Origin of the sequence: Citrobacter freundii complex sp. 2024EL-00216, assembly GCF_043945515.1 — a bacterium.
GTDB lineage: Bacteria > Pseudomonadota > Gammaproteobacteria > Enterobacterales > Enterobacteriaceae > Citrobacter > Citrobacter portucalensis.
The window spans coordinates 170,306-187,124 of the sequence record NZ_JBIMRA010000001.1; the positions used below are offsets into that span (position 1 = coordinate 170,306).

Sequence of the window (16,819 nt, forward strand, 5' to 3'; positions counted from 1 at the left end):
TTTCGAATGAAAGTTAATGCGAGGTGGATATGGCTTTTACTTTTACCAGCGACACGCTGCCCGCCGATCACAAAGCGGTAATCCGGCAGATGAAACAGCAACTGCGGGCACAACTTGGGGATGTTCAGTTGATCTTCAATCAGTTGAGCGATGCTATCGCCACCCGCGTGGCGGAAATCAACGCCCTCAAAGCGCAAGGTGCCCCGGTGTGGCCGGTGATATCTTATGCAGATATCAAAGCGGGCCACGTAAGTGCAGAGCAGCGTGAAGAAATTAAGCGTCGCGGATGCGCAGTCATTAAAGGTCATTTCCCTCGCGAACAGGCTCTCGGATGGGACAGCTCAATGCTGGACTATCTGGACCGCAACCACTTTGACGACGTCTATAAAGGACCCGGCGATAATTTCTTCGGTACTCTGAGCGCATCACGGCCTGAAATCTACCCCATCTACTGGTCCCAGGCGCAGATGCAGGCCCGCCAGAGTGAAGAAATGGCCAATGCACAGTCGTTCCTCAATCGTTTGTGGACCTTTACAAGCGAAGGTAAACAATGGTTTAACCCGGATATCAGCGTTATTTACCCTGACCGCATTCGCCGTCGCCCGCCGGGAACGACGTCCAAAGGGCTGGGCGCGCATACGGATTCCGGCGCGCTGGAGCGCTGGCTTCTTCCGGCGTATCAGCAGGTCTTTGCTAATGTTTTCAATGGTAAGCTGGAAGATTACGATCCATGGCAGGCGGCGCATCGCACCGAGGTAGAAGAGTACACGGTGGATAACACCACCAAATGTTCGGTCTTCCGTACCTTCCAGGGCTGGACTGCACTGTCCGATATGCTGCCAGGTCAGGGATTGTTGCATGTGGTCCCGATCCCTGAAGCGATGGCGTATGTGCTGTTACGCCCATTGCTTGACGATGTGCCAGAAGATGAACTTTGCGGCGTCGCGCCCGGCCGGGTGCTGCCGATTTCCACGCAATGGCATCCGCTGCTGATTGAAGCGTTAACCAGCATTCCACAACTGGACGCCGGAGACTCCGTCTGGTGGCATTGTGATGTGATTCACTCCGTCGCACCGGTGGAAAATCAGCAGGGTTGGGGTAACGTGATGTACATTCCTGCCGCACCGATGTGCGAAAAGAATCTGGCCTACGCCCACAAAGTGAAGGCCGCGCTGGAAAAAGGTGCGTCGCCGGGTGATTTTCCACGGGAGGATTATGAAACTAACTGGGAAGGACGCTTCACGCTGGAGGATTTGAATATCCACGGCAAACGCGCGCTGGGGATTGTTTAATTTTATATACCCTTACCCTTAAGTATCCCGTGTTACAGGTGCAACCAGCACACCTGTAACACGAGCACGACGGGATAATTATTCGACGCCTTTACTACGCAGGTAATCTTCGTAGTTACCGGTGAAGTCGATTACGCGTTCCGGCGTAATTTCAATCACGCGGGTTGCCAGCGAGCTGACGAACTCACGGTCGTGAGAAACGAAGATCAGCGTGCCCTGGTACATTTCCAGCGCCATGTTCAGCGACTCGATAGATTCCATATCCAGGTGGTTGGTCGGTTCATCCATAACCAGGATATTCGGTTTCTGCATCATCAGCTTACCGAACAGCATGCGTCCTTTTTCACCACCGGAGAGCACTTTCGCAGGTTTCTTGATATCGTCCTGGCTGAACAGCAGACGGCCAAGGAAGCTACGTACTACCTGCTCATCATCGCCTTCTTGTTTCCACTGGCTCATCCATTCGAAAACGGTCAGATCGTTTTCGAACTCGTATTCATGATCCTGCGCGTAGTAACCGACCTGGGCGTTTTCAGACCACTTAACGGTACCGTTGTCCGGCTGCAAGTCGCCAACCAACGTTTTCAGCATGGTGGATTTACCCACGCCGTTGGCACCAATGATGGCAACCTTCTCCCCTACTTCCAGCAGCAGGTTGAAGTTTTTAAACAGCGGGCCTTCATCAAAACCTTTCGCCAGCGCTTCCACTTCCAGCGCGTTACGGAACAGTTTCTTATCCTGTTCGAAGCGGATGAACGGGTTCTGACGGCTGGACGCTTTCACTTCGTCGAGCTTAATCTTATCAATCTGACGCGCACGAGAAGTCGCCTGTCGAGATTTAGACGCGTTGGCGCTAAAGCGGCTGACGAAGGATTGCAGATCGGCAATCTGTGCTTTCTTCTTGGCGTTATCGGCCAGCAGACGTTCACGCGCCTGGGTTGCCGCCGTCATGTATTCGTCGTAGTTACCCGGATAAACACGCAGTTCGCCGTAGTCCAGATCCGCCATGTGCGTACAGACCATGTTCAGGAAGTGACGGTCGTGCGAAATGATGATCATGGTGCTGTCACGCTCGTTCAGCGTCTGCTCCAGCCAACGGATGGTGTCGATATCCAGGTTGTTCGTTGGTTCGTCGAGCAGGAGAATGTCCGGGTTAGAGAACAGCGCCTGCGCCAGAAGCACACGCAGCTTCCAGCCGGGTGCGACTTCGCTCATCGGGCCGTAATGCTGTTCTACCGGAATACCTACGCCCAGCAGCAGTTCACCCGCACGCGCTTCCGCAGAGTAGCCGTCCATTTCGCCATACTGAACTTCGAGGTCAGCAACTTTATAGCCGTCTTCTTCGCTCATCTCGGCCAGAGCGTAAATGCGATCGCGCTCCTGCTTCACTTCCCACAGTTCAGCGTGACCCATGATCACGGTGTCGAGCACGGTGAACTCTTCAAAGGCGAACTGATCCTGGCGCAGCTTACCAATGCGCTCGTTAGGATCGAGGGAAACGTTACCCAGCGTCGGTTCGAGGTCGCCGCCGAGAATTTTCATAAAAGTGGATTTACCGCTACCGTTCGCGCCAATCAGGCCGTAACGGTTGCCGCCGCCAAATTTGACGGAAATATTTTCAAACAGCGGCTTACTGCCGAACTGCATGGTGACGTTGCTGGAAACTAACACTGGCGTATCCTGAAAGAGAAAGAAATATGTGACAAACCGCTTATTATGCCATAAGTCTGCAAGAAGATCGCGTCTTCATGCGGAAGGGAAAAAGTGAAACCAAAAGGAAAAAAATGTGATTTAGTACACATCCGAATTCCTTGTTGCTCAGATTGCACATATAATGCGTGCCCAACACTACATAAATCTCAACCCACTAGCCTGCCTGGCACTGAATCTCGCATACATGAATATGAATATGAAATTAACAACGCTTTTCGCGGCGGCACTCGCAATAGTTGGTTTTTGTAATACCGCTTCAGCCGTCACGTACCCGCTGCCGACTGATGGTAGCCGTTTGATTGGCCAAAACCAGGTCATTACTATTCCTGAAGGCAACACCCAACCGCTGGAGTATTTTGCGGCAGAGTATCAGATGGGTCTGTCTAACATGCTGGAAGCCAACCCGGGCGTGGATACCTTCCTGCCGAAAGGCGGCACCGTGCTGAACATTCCTCAGCAGTTGATCCTGCCGGATACCGTGCATGAAGGTATTGTTATCAACAGCGCTGAAATGCGTCTGTACTACTACCCGAAAGGCACCAACACCGTAATTGTTCTGCCGATCGGTATCGGACAGCTGGGCAAAGACACGCCAATCAACTGGACCACCAAAGTAGAACGTAAAAAAGCGGGCCCAACCTGGACGCCAACGGCGAAAATGCATGCGGAATACCGCGCTGCGGGCGAACCGCTGCCAGCCGTTGTTCCGGCAGGTCCGGATAACCCGATGGGACTGTACGCGCTGTATATCGGTCGCCTGTATGCTATCCACGGCACCAATGCTAACTTCGGCGTAGGCTTACGCGTCAGCCACGGTTGCGTGCGTCTGCGTAACGACGACATCAAATTCCTGTTTGAAAATGTGCCAGTCGGCACCCGCGTACAGTTTATCGATGAGCCGGTAAAAGCCACTACCGAACCAGACGGCAGCCGTTACATCGAAGTACATAACCCACTGTCTACGACTGAAGCACAGTTCGAAGGCGGAGAAATCGTACCGATTACCCTGACCAAGAGCATTACCAGCATCACCGGTCAGTCTGACGTCGATCAGGCCGTCGTTGAGCAGGCGGTACAGAACCGTTCAGGTATGCCGGTTCGTTTGAACTAATCTGCTATATATGCCCGATGGCGCTACGCTTATCGGGCCTACCAACGCAGTAGGCCGGATTAGGCGCCAGCCGCCATCCGGCACATCACATCAATTACATCAACAGCAGCAAACCATACCCCACCAGCGCCGCCCATATCAGCATCGGTATCGAATACCAATGAAAACGCCACCAGATCCGTCGGTCGTTTGCCATCCGTAACGCAATGAGATTCGCCAGCGATCCCGGCAACAGACCAAAGCCGCCCACATTAACCGCCCAGGCCAGCAGCAGCGTCGGCGGGACATAGTTCAGCAGCAAAATCGTACTCGGCACATTACTGATAAACTGCGACAGGCCAATAGCCGTCAACCAAAGTCCCGGCGCTGAGAGCGTGCCAATCTGGTGGGTAATCCCCTGCAAGGCCGGGAGCTGCGTCAACAAATGCACATCAATGAACATCGCCATAAACACTAACAGCAACGTCCAGTCCACGCTGAGGATCACGCGACGCGCCAGCACCATGAACCCTGCCGCCACAATAGCCAGACCCCACAGCTCTTGCTTTAACTCCAGCGCCGCCAGGAAGATGATATACAGCGCCAGACAGCTCCATACCAGGCGTGGTTGCCAGTCAGACGCGCGCGTACCGGTATGATAGTGCAACGCTTTATGCGGGAAACTGAACCAGCACAGCACCACCAGCGTCAGCATCATGGCCCCCGCAAGCGGCGCCATTTGCCAGGTAAACGCGGTAAACGATAAGCCTGAGCGTCCCCACATCAGAATGTTTTGCGGATTACCTATTGGCGTGAGCAACGATCCGGCGTTTACCGCCAGCGCCTCAAAGATAATCAGGCGATTCACCGGAATGGCACATAATTTTTTCAGGGTGATGGTCAGCGGAACAACAATAAACAATGCAACGTCGTTGGTCAGAAACGTCGACAACAACGCCGCCGCCAGCACCATAAATATCGCCAGCTGGCGCTCTGTTTTGAAGCGGCGGGTCATCTTGCGCCCTAACACATCGAAATAACCGCTTAGCTCCACGCCTTTGGTCAGTAACATCAGGCCGCTAAGCGTGATAATCGTGTGCCAGTCAATTGCCCCTGGCCAGGACCGGGGCGTAAATGGCGTGAACAGACTCAGTACAACCCCAACGATGATTAACAGCTGGAAAAAACGATCGCGCTGTAAGGCACGTAATAAAGGAAAACTCATTCAGAGCCAGTTCCTTGCTGTTGCGTAAACCGGCTAAAAGCCTCCAGCGTTTCCTTACTGACGTGATGCTCCATCCCCTCCGCGTCGCGACGGGCAATTTCCGGGCTGATGCCTAACATCAACAGGAAATTTTCCACAATCTGATGACGTTCCCGGCTCTCCTGGGCTAGTCGTTCACCTTCTGCGGTTAAAAACACCCCACGCCACGGGATCATTTCAATCAATCCGACTGAAGCAAGGCGCTTAAGCATTTTAGCAACCGTCGGCTGGGAAACCCCAAGTCGCGCGGCCATATCCACCTGGCGCGCTTCACCCACCTCAATAATGAGATCGGAAATCAGCTCTACGTAGTCATCAATCAGTTCGCGGCGATGCGCCTCCCGGACCTGACGAAATCCTTCAACGTGTTCTTCGACATTCACCAATTGCGTCACTTTTTTTGTTGTTGGCATACCTGCGCGACGACTCATTCTGCTTCCTCGTTACTGTGACGCGTTAACGGCATCTGATTAGAGAGCGCTCATTGTAAACCAGAGTTGCGTGGGCACAAAAAATTAACGTTTTAGCAATAGCTATATAATATAGCCTGTGCTATATCTGTATATAATAAAGACATCCCTCAAGGACTGATGGGATTGTGAGGTCAGGAGGTTTACATGAATGAATTTAAGAGGTGCATACGCGTGTTTAGTCACTCTCCCTTTAAAGTACGGTTGATGCTGATCTCTATGCTGTGTGACATGATTAACAGCAAACCAGAGCAGAATAAACCTTCAGAAAAATAATGCGGCGTCGCGGTACGCCGCTTCATTTTCCTGCCGTCATTCGGGTACGGTGGTGGTTTTCGTCTCAATAACCCTTCTTTTTGTCAGTTTTGCCACGTCCCTCGCAAAACAATTTCTTTGTAGTAGTTGACCTTCTCTTGCACACACTCTATCTTTTCGCAGCCCTGCGTATATTGCGGCTCGCGGATGCGGACCCTATCCCTCTTCTCGCTCTCTCAGGCAGGCAATGACCCTTAGCGCCAGGGTAAGCACATGGCGTTTTTGTAACAGTGGCATATGAATTTAACCCTCAAAGATTCAATCATTGCTCGTAGCCGGGCAATTAGTCCGTGGACTGGCCTCTATTTCTTACAGTCTCTGCTAATAAACCTTGCACTGGGCTATCCGCTTAGCCTGCTCTATAGCGTTGCTTTCACCTGCATATTGATGCTGCTGTGGCGTAGCGCGCCGCGCGCGCAGAAAGCACTGATTGGCATTTGCTCACTCATTGCAGCAATGTACTTTCCGTTCGGCCAGGCTTATGGTTCACCGAACTTCAATACCTTGCTGGCGCTGCACTCAACCAATATGGAAGAGTCAACCGAGATCCTGACCATCTTCCCCTGGTACAGTTATCTGGTTGGAGTGTTTATTTTTGCCCTTGGCGTTATCGCCGTACGCCGTAAAAAAGATGTGCAGCAGCGCAGCTGGAATAAGTTCGACAGCATTTGTTTGCTGTTTAGCGTTGTCGCATTCTTTGTTACCCCGGTACAAAACCTGGCCTGGGGCGGCGTGTTTAAGCTGAAAGATACCGGCTATCCGGTTTTCCGTTTCGCCAAGGACGTTATCGTCAATAACAACGAAGTGCTCGACGAACAAGAGCGCATGGCGAAACTGTCGAGCGTAAAAGACAGCTGGACGGTAACCGCCGTTAAACCGAAGTATCACACCTACGTCGTGGTAATCGGTGAAAGCGCCCGCCGCGATGCGTTAGGCGCGTTTGGCGGTCACTGGGATAACACCCCGTTTGCCAGCTCCGTTAACGGCTATATCTTCGCGGATTACATTGCTGCCAGCGGTTCAACGCAAAAATCGCTCGGCTTAACGCTTAATCGGGTAGTGGATAATAAACCCCAGTTCCAGGATAACTTTGTCACCCTGGCTAACCGCGCGGGCTTTCAGACATGGTGGTTTTCCAATCAGGGACAGATTGGTGAATACGATACGGCCATCGCCAGCATTGCGAAGCGCGCTGATGAGGTTCAGTTCCTCAAAAGCGGTGACTTCGAAGCGGATAAAAACACCCGTGACGAAGCGCTGTTGAAGATGACTGCCCAGGTGCTGGCAACCGAGCGCACCCAGCCACAGCTCATCGTGCTGCATTTAATGGGCTCGCATCCGCAGGCCTGTGACCGAACGCAGGGTAAATACGAGACTTTCGTCCAGTCAAAAGAGACATCTTGTTATCTGTACACCATGACGCAGACGGATGACCTGCTGCGCCAGCTTTACGAGCAGTTACGTAACAGCGGTAATAGCTTCTCGATGGTCTATTTCTCCGATCATGGCCTCGCGTTTAAAGAGCGGGGGAAAGAGGTGCAGTACCTGGCGCATGACGATCAGTTCCAGCAGAATTTCCAGGTGCCTTTCATGGTGCTGTCGAGCGATGATAAAGCGCATCGGGTGATTAAAGCCCGTCGCTCCGCCAATGATTTCCTCAGCTTTTTCTCGCAGTGGACGGGGATAAGCGCAAAAGAAATCACCAACAACTACCGCTTTATCTCAGAGAAAAAAGCCGGGCCGGTGTACATCACCAACTTCAAACTGCAGAAGGTGGATTACAACCATCTGGGTACCGATATTTTCTCAACCAAATAATACGTTGTCGGCCGGATAAGGCATTTTGCTACCGATGCCTGATGCGCTGCGCTTATCAGGCCTACAACGACATTCCTTCCTGCATTACACGCAAAAAAAATCCGCCCCAAGAGGCGGATTTTTCATATCACCGAAGTGATTAGAAGCGGTAACCCACGCCAGCAATCCAGGTGCCAACGTCAACGCTACGAATACGGCTCTGCTCGTAGGAGAAGTCCAGAGCAACGTTTTCGATCGGGTTGAACTGCAGACCAGCACCGTAAGAGAAACCGTAGTCGCTGGTGCTGTGGTTGTCAGCCGGAGATGCTGCGTTCTGGAATTTACCGTAACCAACACCCACTACACCGTAGATGCTTGCCCAGTCGTTCAGACGGTAAGCCGGACCAGCAGTGATGCCGTAGTACTGGGTTTTGTTGTAGTCGCCAGAAGCATCGGTACGATCTTTTTCAGTGTAAGTGAAGGAACCGATAACACCCAGCGGGTTGTTGTCCTGCTCGTAGCGATACTTCAGGTTGAAACCGTTCATTTTGTTCGCTGCGCCCTGAGCATCGCTCTGAGCGTAACCACCGGTAACGGTAGAAGTAGCAGCTACAGCAGTACCTGCGGAGAAAGCCAGAACAGCGGCCAGTGCTGAAAGACATGCAATTTTTTTCATAACCACCTCAAATGTGCTTCAAGTAAATCTTAAGTTTTAAATATACCAAAAATTGATGGGAAACTCTTTGCGATTCGCGATGTCTAATGGGGTCTTTCATGTAACAGAACATTTCAAAAACCCGCTATCTCTTTCAATTAACATCACTTTTTCAACTGAAAATACCATTATTGCGCGCACAATATGGCACATTCATCCAGAACATTCCTAATCACACAGATTATTAATCCATCATTTTCATGCCATTGTACGGAACTGAGCAATTTTTTTTTCAACGAATACTCAACCAGTTGAGCGTAATTCCATTACACTCGCTGTTTTACTTTTCTATACATAAAGTCATCTGCGTCGTAACAATGCTGAAGCGTGGCACAGATGGAGACGTGTAATCATCATTTGACAGGAGAAAGGATGCCGGGGTTGTCACGTAAAGCGCCAGTCTGGTTGCCTATTTTGGTTTTGCTTATTGCTATGTCCTCCATTCAAAGCGGAGCATCACTGGCAAAATCGTTGTTCCCACTCGTCGGTGCGCCGGGCGTTACCGCGCTGCGCCTTGCGCTGGGTACGCTCATTCTTATCGCTTTCTTTAAGCCCTGGCATTTACGATTCGCCAAAGAACAACGCCTGCCGCTACTGTTTTATGGCCTGTCTCTGGGCGGGATGAACTACCTTTTCTACCTGTCAATCCAAACCGTCCCACTGGGAATCGCCGTGGCGCTGGAATTTACCGGCCCGCTCGCGGTAGCGCTGTTTTCATCCCGACGCCCGGTGGATTTCATTTGGGTTGCGTTGGCAGTGCTCGGGCTTTGGTTCCTGCTGCCTCTGGGTCAGGACGTTTCTCACGTAGATTTAACCGGCGCAGCGCTGGCGCTGGGGGCTGGCGCCTGCTGGGCCATCTATATTCTTACCGGGCAGCGAGCCGGGGCGGAACACGGTCCGGCAACCGTCGCGGTAGGGTCATTCATTGCAGCACTGGTATTTGTTCCAATCGGCGCACTCCAGGCCGGAGATGCCCTGTGGCACTGGTCCATTCTGCCGTTAGGTCTGGCCATTGCAGTCCTCTCTACTGCGCTTCCCTATTCGCTGGAGATGATTGCTTTGACGCGCCTGCCTACACGTACTTTCGGTACATTGATGAGCATGGAACCCGCGCTGGCAGCGGTTTCCGGAATGATCTTCCTCGGTGAAACGCTGACGCTTATCCAGACGCTTGCTCTGGGCGCCATTATTGTCGCATCAATGGGCTCTACACTCACTATTCGTAAAGAGCCACAAATAAAACAAGTCGACGTGAATTAACCACGTATTATTCTGCATGGTTTGCATAATCATGCAGAATATCCAATTGTAAATCTGCGTGATAATAATTCTAATAAATATAATTTTCTCATCCGCATATTTCATTTAATCTTAAAATTAACATAAAAATAACACCACGCAAGTAACAAAACACTCATTACATTGATTTTATTTGATATTTTATATTTACCCTCTTCTTCGCTATTAAAGTGATAGGCAACACCGGAAACAAAAATCCAAATTTAGCGCTATACTTAATTCCGTTGAAGAGTTGGGACATAAATATCAAGAGGATATGAAAATATGAGTACCGCGAAACTGGTAAAAACAAAAGCATCCGCCCTCCTTTATACCCGCAACGATGTGTCTGATAGCGAAAAGAAAGCGACCGTAGAACTGCTGAATCAGCAAGTAATCCAGTTCATTGACCTGTCATTGATCACCAAACAGGCTCACTGGAACATGCGCGGTGCAAACTTCATTGCAGTACATGAAATGCTGGATGGCTTCCGTACAGCCCTTACCGATCACCTCGACACCATGGCTGAACGCGCCGTACAGTTGGGCGGTGTGGCACTGGGCACAACTCAGGTTATTAACAGCAAAACGCCTCTGAAAAGTTACCCGCTGGATATCCATAGCGTACAGGACCACTTAAAAGAGCTGGCCGAACGTTATGCCGTAGTTGCAAACAGCGTACGTAAAGCTATCAGCGAAGCAAAAGACGAAGATACCGCGGATATCTTTACCGCAGCTTCTCGCGACCTCGATAAATTCCTGTGGTTTATCGAAGCCAACATTGAGTAACAGCAGACATAAGAATTACCTATATAACCCTCGCTTCGGCGGGGGTTTTGCACATCTATGGTGCATAACATTGATCATTCGTCACTCCAAAGTAAATTATTTGTAATAATCACCTCACACAATCGTTAACGAAAGATTGTTTTATCAACAATTTTTACGCTAAATAGTCATACCGTTTGCACCGTGACTGGTTCGCACCAAATGAGTGCCCCAAAACAGTGCAGATTATTCGCTATGCCCTACTTATTGTGCAGAAAAACGAGACACCCTCTTGTTAAAACAATGAGTTGCAAAATTGGCACGATTTTTTCATTAAGCCATATGTTCTCGCAGGGGATCGCCCCGTGGATATAAAAGGAAATCCTATGAAGTCTGTATTAAAAGTTTCACTGGCTGCACTTACCCTGGCTTTTGCGGTGTCCTCCCATGCCGCAGATAAGAAACTGGTTGTCGCAACCGACACCGCGTTTGTACCGTTTGAATTCAAACAGGGTGACAAATACGTTGGTTTTGATGTGGATCTGTGGGCTGCCGTGGCCAAAGAACTGAAACTGGATTATGAACTGAAACCGATGGATTTCAGCGGCATCATCCCGGCTCTGCAAACCAAAAATATCGACCTGGCACTGGCAGGTATCACCATCACCGATGAGCGTAAAAAAGCGATCGACTTCTCCGACGGCTACTACAAAAGCGGTCTGTTAGTGATGGTGAAAGCGAATAACAACGACGTCAAAAGCGTAAAAGATCTGGACGGTAAAGTCGTTGCAGTTAAGAGCGGCACCGGTTCCGTTGATTACGCGAAAGCGAATATCAAAACCAAAGACCTGCGTCAGTTCCCGAATATCGATAACGCATATATGGAACTGGGCACCAACCGCGCAGACGCTGTACTGCACGACACACCAAACATTCTTTACTTCATCAAAACAGCTGGCAATGGTCAGTTCAAAGCTGTAGGCGAATCGCTGGAAGCCCAGCAGTACGGTATCGCCTTCCCGAAAGGCAGCGATGACCTGCGTGAAAAAGTGAACGGCGCGCTGAAAACGCTGAAAGAGAACGGTACTTACAACGAAATCTACAAAAAATGGTTCGGTACTGAACCTAAATAATAACCGGCAGCGTTGCCCGGTGGCGTGATGCTTACCGGGCCTACGCCTGGATTTTTGAGACCTGTAGGCCGGATAAGCACAGCACATCCGGCAAAACGGGCATTTGAATATTTACACCACGGTAACAGGAACGACATATGCAGTTTGACTGGAGTGCCATCTGGCCCGCCATCCCGCTTTTGATTGAAGGCGCCAAAATGACCCTGTGGATCTCGGTCCTCGGTCTGGCTGGCGGTTTGATAATCGGACTTGCAGCAGGGTTTGCGCGCACTTTCGGCGGTTGGATCGCCAACCACGTAGCGCTGGTGTTTATCGAAGTCATTCGCGGCACGCCAATCGTTGTGCAGGTAATGTTTATTTACTTCGCTCTGCCAATGGCATTTAACGATTTACGCATTGACCCCTTTAGCGCCGCCGTTGTCACCATCATGATCAACTCCGGGGCCTATATTGCGGAAATCACCCGCGGTGCGGTGCTCTCAATCCATAAAGGTTTCAGCGAAGCCGGTTTGGCGCTTGGACTTTCACGCACAGAGACTATCCGCCACGTTATTTTACCCCTCGCACTGCGTCGTATGCTGCCACCGCTGGGCAACCAGTGGATCATCAGCATTAAAGATACCTCGCTGTTTATTGTCATTGGCGTCGCTGAACTGACCCGTCAGGGCCAGGAAATCATTGCCGGTAACTTCCGCGCACTGGAAATCTGGAGCGCCGTTGCGGTGTTCTATCTGATCATTACGCTGGTGCTGAGCTTCATTCTGCGTCGTCTGGAAAGAAGGATGAAAATCCTGTGATTGAATTTAAAAACGTTTCTAAGCACTTTGGTCCAACTCAGGTGCTGCACAATATTGACCTGAACATTCAGCAGGGCGAAGTGGTGGTGATTATCGGTCCGTCCGGGTCCGGTAAATCTACCCTGCTGCGCTGCATTAACAAGCTGGAAGAGATAACCTCCGGCGATCTGATCGTCGATGGTCTGAAAGTAAACGATCCGAAGGTAGACGAGCGCTTAATCCGTCAGGAAGCCGGAATGGTGTTTCAGCAGTTCTACCTGTTCCCACATCTGACGGCACTGGAAAACGTCATGTTCGGACCGCAGCGCGTACGCGGGGCGAATAAAGAACAGGCCGAGAAACTGGCGAAAGAGCTGCTGGCAAAAGTGGGTCTGGCCGAACGTGCACATCACTACCCTTCTGAACTGTCCGGTGGTCAACAACAGCGTGTGGCTATTGCCCGTGCGCTGGCAGTAAAACCGAAAATGATGCTGTTTGATGAGCCAACCTCAGCACTCGACCCGGAACTGCGTCATGAAGTTCTGAAAGTGATGCAGGATTTGGCGGAAGAAGGGATGACCATGGTGATTGTGACCCACGAAATTGGCTTTGCCGAAAAAGTGGCTTCACGCCTGATTTTCATTGATAAGGGACGAATTGCCGAAGACGGTAATCCGCAGGCCCTGATTGAAAATCCCCCCAGCCAACGCTTACAAGAATTCTTGCAGCACGTTTCCTGATAGCTCAACCTCCCTTCGCCCGAAGGGAGGTTTTTCACCAGAATCCTCTCATTTCAATTCCCTCCCGCTCTGACATCTATACTTATCCTTTTGAATTTATTTTCTCATGGGAGGAGTCATGCGCTGGATCCTGTTCATCTTTGTTTGTCTGTTGAGTCTTCCGACTCAGGCAGTGACGATACCAGGCGTCACCACGCCAACGTCAACCAACGCACAAACCGCCCCGGCAAAGGAGCCGGATGTTGAACAGAAGAAAGCGGCCTACGGCGCACTGGCTGATGTGCTGGAAAATGACACCTCGCGGAAAGAACTGATCGATCAGTTACGCAAAGTGGCGACAACTCCTCCAGCCGAACCGGTGCCAATCATTGTCCCACCCACGTTAACGGAAGAAAAAACGGTGCTGGAAAACGTCACCGATGTCACCCGACACTACGGTGAGGCGCTCTCCAGCCGCTTTGCCCAGCTTTATCGCAATATTACCGATGCACCGCACAAGACCTTTAACCCGCAAACGTTCACCAATGCCCTGACTCATTTTTTAATGCTGGCGGCGTCAGTGTTCGGGTTTTACTGGCTGATCCGCCTGTGCGCGCTGCCGCTGTATCGCAAAATGGGGCAATGGGCGCGGCGGAAAAACCGCGAACGCAGCAACTGGCTGCAGCTTCCGGCGATGATCGTTGGCGCATTCATTATTGATTTGCTTCTGCTGGCGCTGACATTGTTTGTCGGGCAGATACTGAGCGACAGAATGAACGCCGGCAGTCGCACCATCGCCTTTCAGCAAAGCCTGTTTCTCAATGCCTTTGCCCTGATTGAATTCTTCAAAGCCATTCTGCGTCTGATATTTTGCCCAACGGTGGCCGAACTGCGTCCGTTTAACATTCAGGATACCGGTGCGCGCTACTGGAATCGGCGTTTGAGTTCATTAAGCAGTTTGATTGGTTACGGGCTTATAGTTGCCGTTCCCATTATCTCCAATCAGGTCAATGTGCAGGTCGGCGCGATGGCCAACGTCATCATCATGCTGTGTATCACGCTATGGGCGCTGTACCTGATTTTCAGAAATAAGAAAGAGATAACGCTGCATTTACAGAATCTGGCAGAAAGATCGTTAGCTTTTTTCAGCCTGTTTATCCGCGCCTTTGCGTTGGTATGGTACTGGCTGGCCAGCGCCTATTTCATTGTGCTGTTTTTCTTTTCGCTGTTTGATCCGGGCAACAGCCTGAAATTCATGATGGGCGCTACGCTGCGCAGCCTGGTAATCATTGGAATTGCCGCCTTTGTTTCCGGCATGTTTTCCCGCTGGATAGCCAAAACTATTACCCTTTCGCCACACACCCAGCGCAGCTATCCGGAACTCCAAAAGCGGCTGAATGGCTGGCTGTCGACGGCGTTAAGCGTGGCCAGGATCCTGACGGTGTGCGTTGCGGTGATGCTGCTATTGAATGCCTGGGGACTGTTCGACTTCTGGAACTGGCTGCATTACGGCGCAGGAGAAAAAACGGTGGATATTCTGATCCGTATCGCGCTGATTTTATTCTTCTCCGCCATCGGCTGGACGATCCTTGCCAGCCTGATTGAAAATCGTCTGGCTTCCGATATTCACGGACGCCCGCTACCCAGCGCTCGTACCCGCACCCTGTTGACGCTGTTTCGCAACGCGCTGGCGGTGATCATCAGCACGATCACCATCATGATTGTGCTGTCCGAAATTGGCGTTAATATCGCCCCTTTACTGGCCGGGGCCGGGGCGCTGGGGCTGGCAATCTCTTTCGGCTCGCAAACGCTGGTAAAAGATATTATTACCGGGATTTTTATTCAGTTTGAAAATGGCATGAACACCGGCGACCTGGTGACCATCGGCCCACTCACCGGTACGGTTGAACGAATGTCCATTCGTTCTGTGGGCGTGCGTCAGGACACTGGGGCGTACCATATCATTCCCTGGTCATCAATAACGACCTTCGCCAACTTTGTGCGTGGAATTGGATCGGTCGTCGCCAATTACGACGTAGACCGCCATGAGGATGCGGATAAAGCAAATCAGGCGTTGAAAGACGCGGTTGCTGCGGTGATGGAAAAAGATGATATTCGCGGGCTGATTATCGGCGAGCCGTCGTTTGCCGGGATTGTAGGATTAACCAATACGGCATTCACGCTACGGGTCTCGTTTACCACCTTGCCGCTGAAGCAGTGGACGGTACGTTTTGCGCTCGACAGCCAGGTGAAGAAATACTTCGATCTGGCCAACATACGCGCCCCGGTACAGACATATCAAGTGTTACCAGCACCAGGGAATGGCCCCGCGTCGGCGGCAAGCGAACCGCTACCGCCAACCGAGCCAACGCTTTAGCGTTTACGCGCCATAAAACGACGACGCTGATCGTTATCCATAAAGGTCCAGGCAATAAAGCGACTCTGCTTTTGTCCCTGGGCCATCTCTTTCTTGACCACTTTCACCGCGCCCGCATCCGTTAACGCGTGGTACAGCGGAGGCAAGTTCTCGCCGCGAGAAACCAGTGTAGTAAACCACATCACCTGGCGACCAAAGGCCTGGCTTTCAGCAATCATTTTCTTGATGAACGCCACTTCACCGCCTTCACACCACAGCTCCTGCTGCTGTCCGCCAAAGTTCAGCGCATCGTCTTTGTCCTGTCCCAGATTACGGCGTTTGCGCTCGCTTCCGGCACGGGCTGAGGCCGCAGAATCATGGAATGGCGGGTTACACAATGTGGCTTCATACTGCTCATTTTTGTGAATGATGCCGTTGAAGATTGCCGTTGCATCTTTCTGGCGACGCAGACGAATAGCACGGGTTAATCCCGGATTGGCGTTGACGATCGCCTGAGCGCTGTTAAACGCTTCGCTACTGGTTTCACTACCCGTGAATCGCCAGCCATATTCATGCACGCCGATCAGTGGATAAATACAGTTTGCCCCCACTCCCACGTCCAGCACGCTCGCATTTGCCGGAATGGTTCCGCTTGTTTCACCCAACAGATCGGCCAAATGGTGTATGTAGTCAGCACGACCAGGCACCGGCGGACACAAAAAACCATCTGGAATATCCCAGTTTTTCACCGCATAAAAATGCGCCAGCAGTGCTTTATTGAGCGCCTTTACTGCCTGCGGATTCGCGAAATCAACACTCTGCTCGCCGCCGGGCGTGAGGGTGAGAAATTGCGTCAGCTCGGGCGTAACCTGGCATAAAGTCGCAAGATCATAACGGCCATTGTGGCGGTTGCGTGGGTGTAATCCCGGTTTCTGGGGGGACATAGCATTCTCCTTTTAACAGCGGCGTAAGATACCCGCATAACGCCACGCGGTAAACACACACAACAAGGAAATTTGATTTTTTACACCTGTTTGACGCCTTGCTGATTGTTCAAAAAACAGACAGTTCATCACCAATTTTTTGCGGTAAATGTCATCCGCTGACGACCTAAACTTATCAGGCACACCTGT

The 16,819-nt window shown here is 51.2% G+C and carries 15 protein-coding genes; 10 read left to right on the top strand and 5 right to left on the bottom strand.

Features of this window, described 5'->3' with window-relative positions:
- Positions 1-29: 29 nt before the first annotated feature.
- A complete protein-coding gene (locus tag ACHHZ7_RS00790) occupies positions 30-1,292 on the top strand; it encodes a DUF1479 domain-containing protein (RefSeq protein WP_060682498.1) in 1,263 nt (420 codons plus the stop codon).
- A 78-nt stretch (positions 1,293-1,370) separates the two neighbouring features.
- Here the strand turns inward: ACHHZ7_RS00790 and ACHHZ7_RS00795 are convergent, their stop codons facing one another.
- The gene (locus ACHHZ7_RS00795; RefSeq protein ID WP_008784214.1) at positions 1,371-2,963 is read right to left on the bottom strand and encodes an ABC-F family ATPase; all 1,593 of its coding nucleotides are present in this window, start codon (positions 2,961-2,963) and stop codon (positions 1,371-1,373) included.
- Between the two features lie 232 nt (positions 2,964-3,195).
- Between ACHHZ7_RS00795 and ldtB the strand changes: the two genes are divergently transcribed.
- Positions 3,196-4,116, top strand: coding sequence for a L,D-transpeptidase (gene ldtB / locus ACHHZ7_RS00800; protein ID WP_008784213.1), 921 nt, complete (start codon positions 3,196-3,198; stop codon positions 4,114-4,116).
- A gap of 94 nt (positions 4,117-4,210) precedes the next feature.
- On the opposite strand, the gene ACHHZ7_RS00805 is transcribed toward ldtB, so the two are convergent.
- Both ACHHZ7_RS00805 and mntR read right to left on the bottom strand, forming a co-directional pair.
- Entirely contained in the window at positions 4,211-5,320 is a 1,110-nt protein-coding gene (locus ACHHZ7_RS00805; RefSeq protein WP_060682500.1) for an anion transporter, read from the bottom strand.
- A complete protein-coding gene (gene mntR / locus ACHHZ7_RS00810; protein WP_003831586.1) occupies positions 5,317-5,790 on the bottom strand; it encodes a manganese-binding transcriptional regulator MntR in 474 nt (157 codons plus the stop codon). Before mntR ends, ACHHZ7_RS00805 begins: the two co-directional genes overlap by 4 nt.
- 186 nt (positions 5,791-5,976) lie before the next feature.
- Here mntR and mntS point away from each other — a divergent pair, with 186 nt between their 5' ends.
- Positions 5,977-6,105 (top strand): manganase accumulation protein MntS, encoded by a 129-nt coding sequence (gene mntS / locus ACHHZ7_RS00815; protein WP_060682501.1) that lies wholly within the window; start codon positions 5,977-5,979, stop codon positions 6,103-6,105.
- 276 nt (positions 6,106-6,381) lie between these two features.
- On the top strand, positions 6,382-7,962 hold the full coding sequence (locus tag ACHHZ7_RS00820) for a phosphoethanolamine transferase (protein ID WP_048235776.1): 1,581 nt from the start codon (positions 6,382-6,384) through the stop codon (positions 7,960-7,962).
- Between the two features lie 139 nt (positions 7,963-8,101).
- On the opposite strand, the gene ompX is transcribed toward ACHHZ7_RS00820, so the two are convergent.
- The gene (ompX, locus tag ACHHZ7_RS00825; protein WP_048214619.1) at positions 8,102-8,617 is read right to left on the bottom strand and encodes an outer membrane protein OmpX; all 516 of its coding nucleotides are present in this window, start codon (positions 8,615-8,617) and stop codon (positions 8,102-8,104) included.
- Positions 8,618-9,028: 411 nt separating this feature from the next.
- On the opposite strand from ompX, the gene rhtA reads away from it, so the two are divergent.
- The 6 genes from rhtA to ybiO all read left to right on the top strand — a co-directional run bounded on the left by rhtA (position 9,029) and on the right by ybiO (position 15,707).
- A complete protein-coding gene (gene rhtA, locus ACHHZ7_RS00830) occupies positions 9,029-9,916 on the top strand; it encodes a threonine/homoserine exporter RhtA (RefSeq protein WP_060682502.1) in 888 nt (295 codons plus the stop codon).
- A 303-nt stretch (positions 9,917-10,219) separates the two neighbouring features.
- Entirely contained in the window at positions 10,220-10,723 is a 504-nt protein-coding gene (dps, locus tag ACHHZ7_RS00835) for a DNA starvation/stationary phase protection protein Dps (RefSeq protein ID WP_003035253.1), read from the top strand.
- A gap of 365 nt (positions 10,724-11,088) precedes the next feature.
- Positions 11,089-11,835: a glutamine ABC transporter substrate-binding protein GlnH gene (glnH, locus tag ACHHZ7_RS00840; protein WP_003035251.1), complete on the top strand. Its 747-nt coding sequence runs from the start codon at positions 11,089-11,091 to the stop codon at positions 11,833-11,835.
- Positions 11,836-11,972: 137 nt separating this feature from the next.
- Complete coding sequence (glnP, locus tag ACHHZ7_RS00845) at positions 11,973-12,632, top strand: glutamine ABC transporter permease GlnP (RefSeq protein ID WP_003035248.1); 660 nt, start codon at positions 11,973-11,975, stop codon at positions 12,630-12,632.
- A complete protein-coding gene (gene glnQ, locus ACHHZ7_RS00850) occupies positions 12,629-13,351 on the top strand; it encodes a glutamine ABC transporter ATP-binding protein GlnQ (protein ID WP_003035246.1) in 723 nt (240 codons plus the stop codon). The genes glnP and glnQ overlap by 4 nt, the downstream gene beginning before the upstream one ends.
- A gap of 118 nt (positions 13,352-13,469) precedes the next feature.
- On the top strand, positions 13,470-15,707 hold the full coding sequence (ybiO, locus tag ACHHZ7_RS00855) for a mechanosensitive channel protein (protein WP_060682503.1): 2,238 nt from the start codon (positions 13,470-13,472) through the stop codon (positions 15,705-15,707).
- Here the strand turns inward: ybiO and rlmF are convergent.
- A complete protein-coding gene (gene rlmF, locus ACHHZ7_RS00860) occupies positions 15,704-16,630 on the bottom strand; it encodes a 23S rRNA (adenine(1618)-N(6))-methyltransferase RlmF (RefSeq protein WP_016152368.1) in 927 nt (308 codons plus the stop codon). The genes ybiO and rlmF overlap by 4 nt on opposite strands.
- Between the last annotated feature and the right edge of the window lie 189 nt (positions 16,631-16,819).

Excerpts from the sequence above, each read along its gene's own strand:
- rhtA (WP_060682502.1), top strand. The coding sequence starts at position 9,029 with ATGCCGGGGTTGTCACGTAAAGCGCCAGTCTGGTTGCCTATTTTGGTT.
- rlmF (WP_016152368.1), bottom strand. The coding sequence starts at position 16,630 with ATGTCCCCCCAGAAACCGGGATTACACCCACGCAACCGCCACAATGGC.
- glnH (WP_003035251.1), top strand. The coding sequence starts at position 11,089 with ATGAAGTCTGTATTAAAAGTTTCACTGGCTGCACTTACCCTGGCTTTT.
- ACHHZ7_RS00790 (WP_060682498.1), top strand. The coding sequence starts at position 30 with ATGGCTTTTACTTTTACCAGCGACACGCTGCCCGCCGATCACAAAGCG.
- mntR (WP_003831586.1), bottom strand. The coding sequence starts at position 5,790 with ATGAGTCGTCGCGCAGGTATGCCAACAACAAAAAAAGTGACGCAATTG.
- ompX (WP_048214619.1), bottom strand. The coding sequence starts at position 8,617 with ATGAAAAAAATTGCATGTCTTTCAGCACTGGCCGCTGTTCTGGCTTTC.
- ACHHZ7_RS00820 (WP_048235776.1), top strand. The coding sequence starts at position 6,382 with ATGAATTTAACCCTCAAAGATTCAATCATTGCTCGTAGCCGGGCAATT.
- ACHHZ7_RS00805 (WP_060682500.1), bottom strand. The coding sequence starts at position 5,320 with ATGAGTTTTCCTTTATTACGTGCCTTACAGCGCGATCGTTTTTTCCAG.
- dps (WP_003035253.1), top strand. The coding sequence starts at position 10,220 with ATGAGTACCGCGAAACTGGTAAAAACAAAAGCATCCGCCCTCCTTTAT.
- ybiO (WP_060682503.1), top strand. The coding sequence starts at position 13,470 with ATGCGCTGGATCCTGTTCATCTTTGTTTGTCTGTTGAGTCTTCCGACT.
- ldtB (WP_008784213.1), top strand. The coding sequence starts at position 3,196 with ATGAATATGAAATTAACAACGCTTTTCGCGGCGGCACTCGCAATAGTT.
- glnP (WP_003035248.1), top strand. The coding sequence starts at position 11,973 with ATGCAGTTTGACTGGAGTGCCATCTGGCCCGCCATCCCGCTTTTGATT.
- mntS (WP_060682501.1), top strand. The coding sequence starts at position 5,977 with ATGAATGAATTTAAGAGGTGCATACGCGTGTTTAGTCACTCTCCCTTT.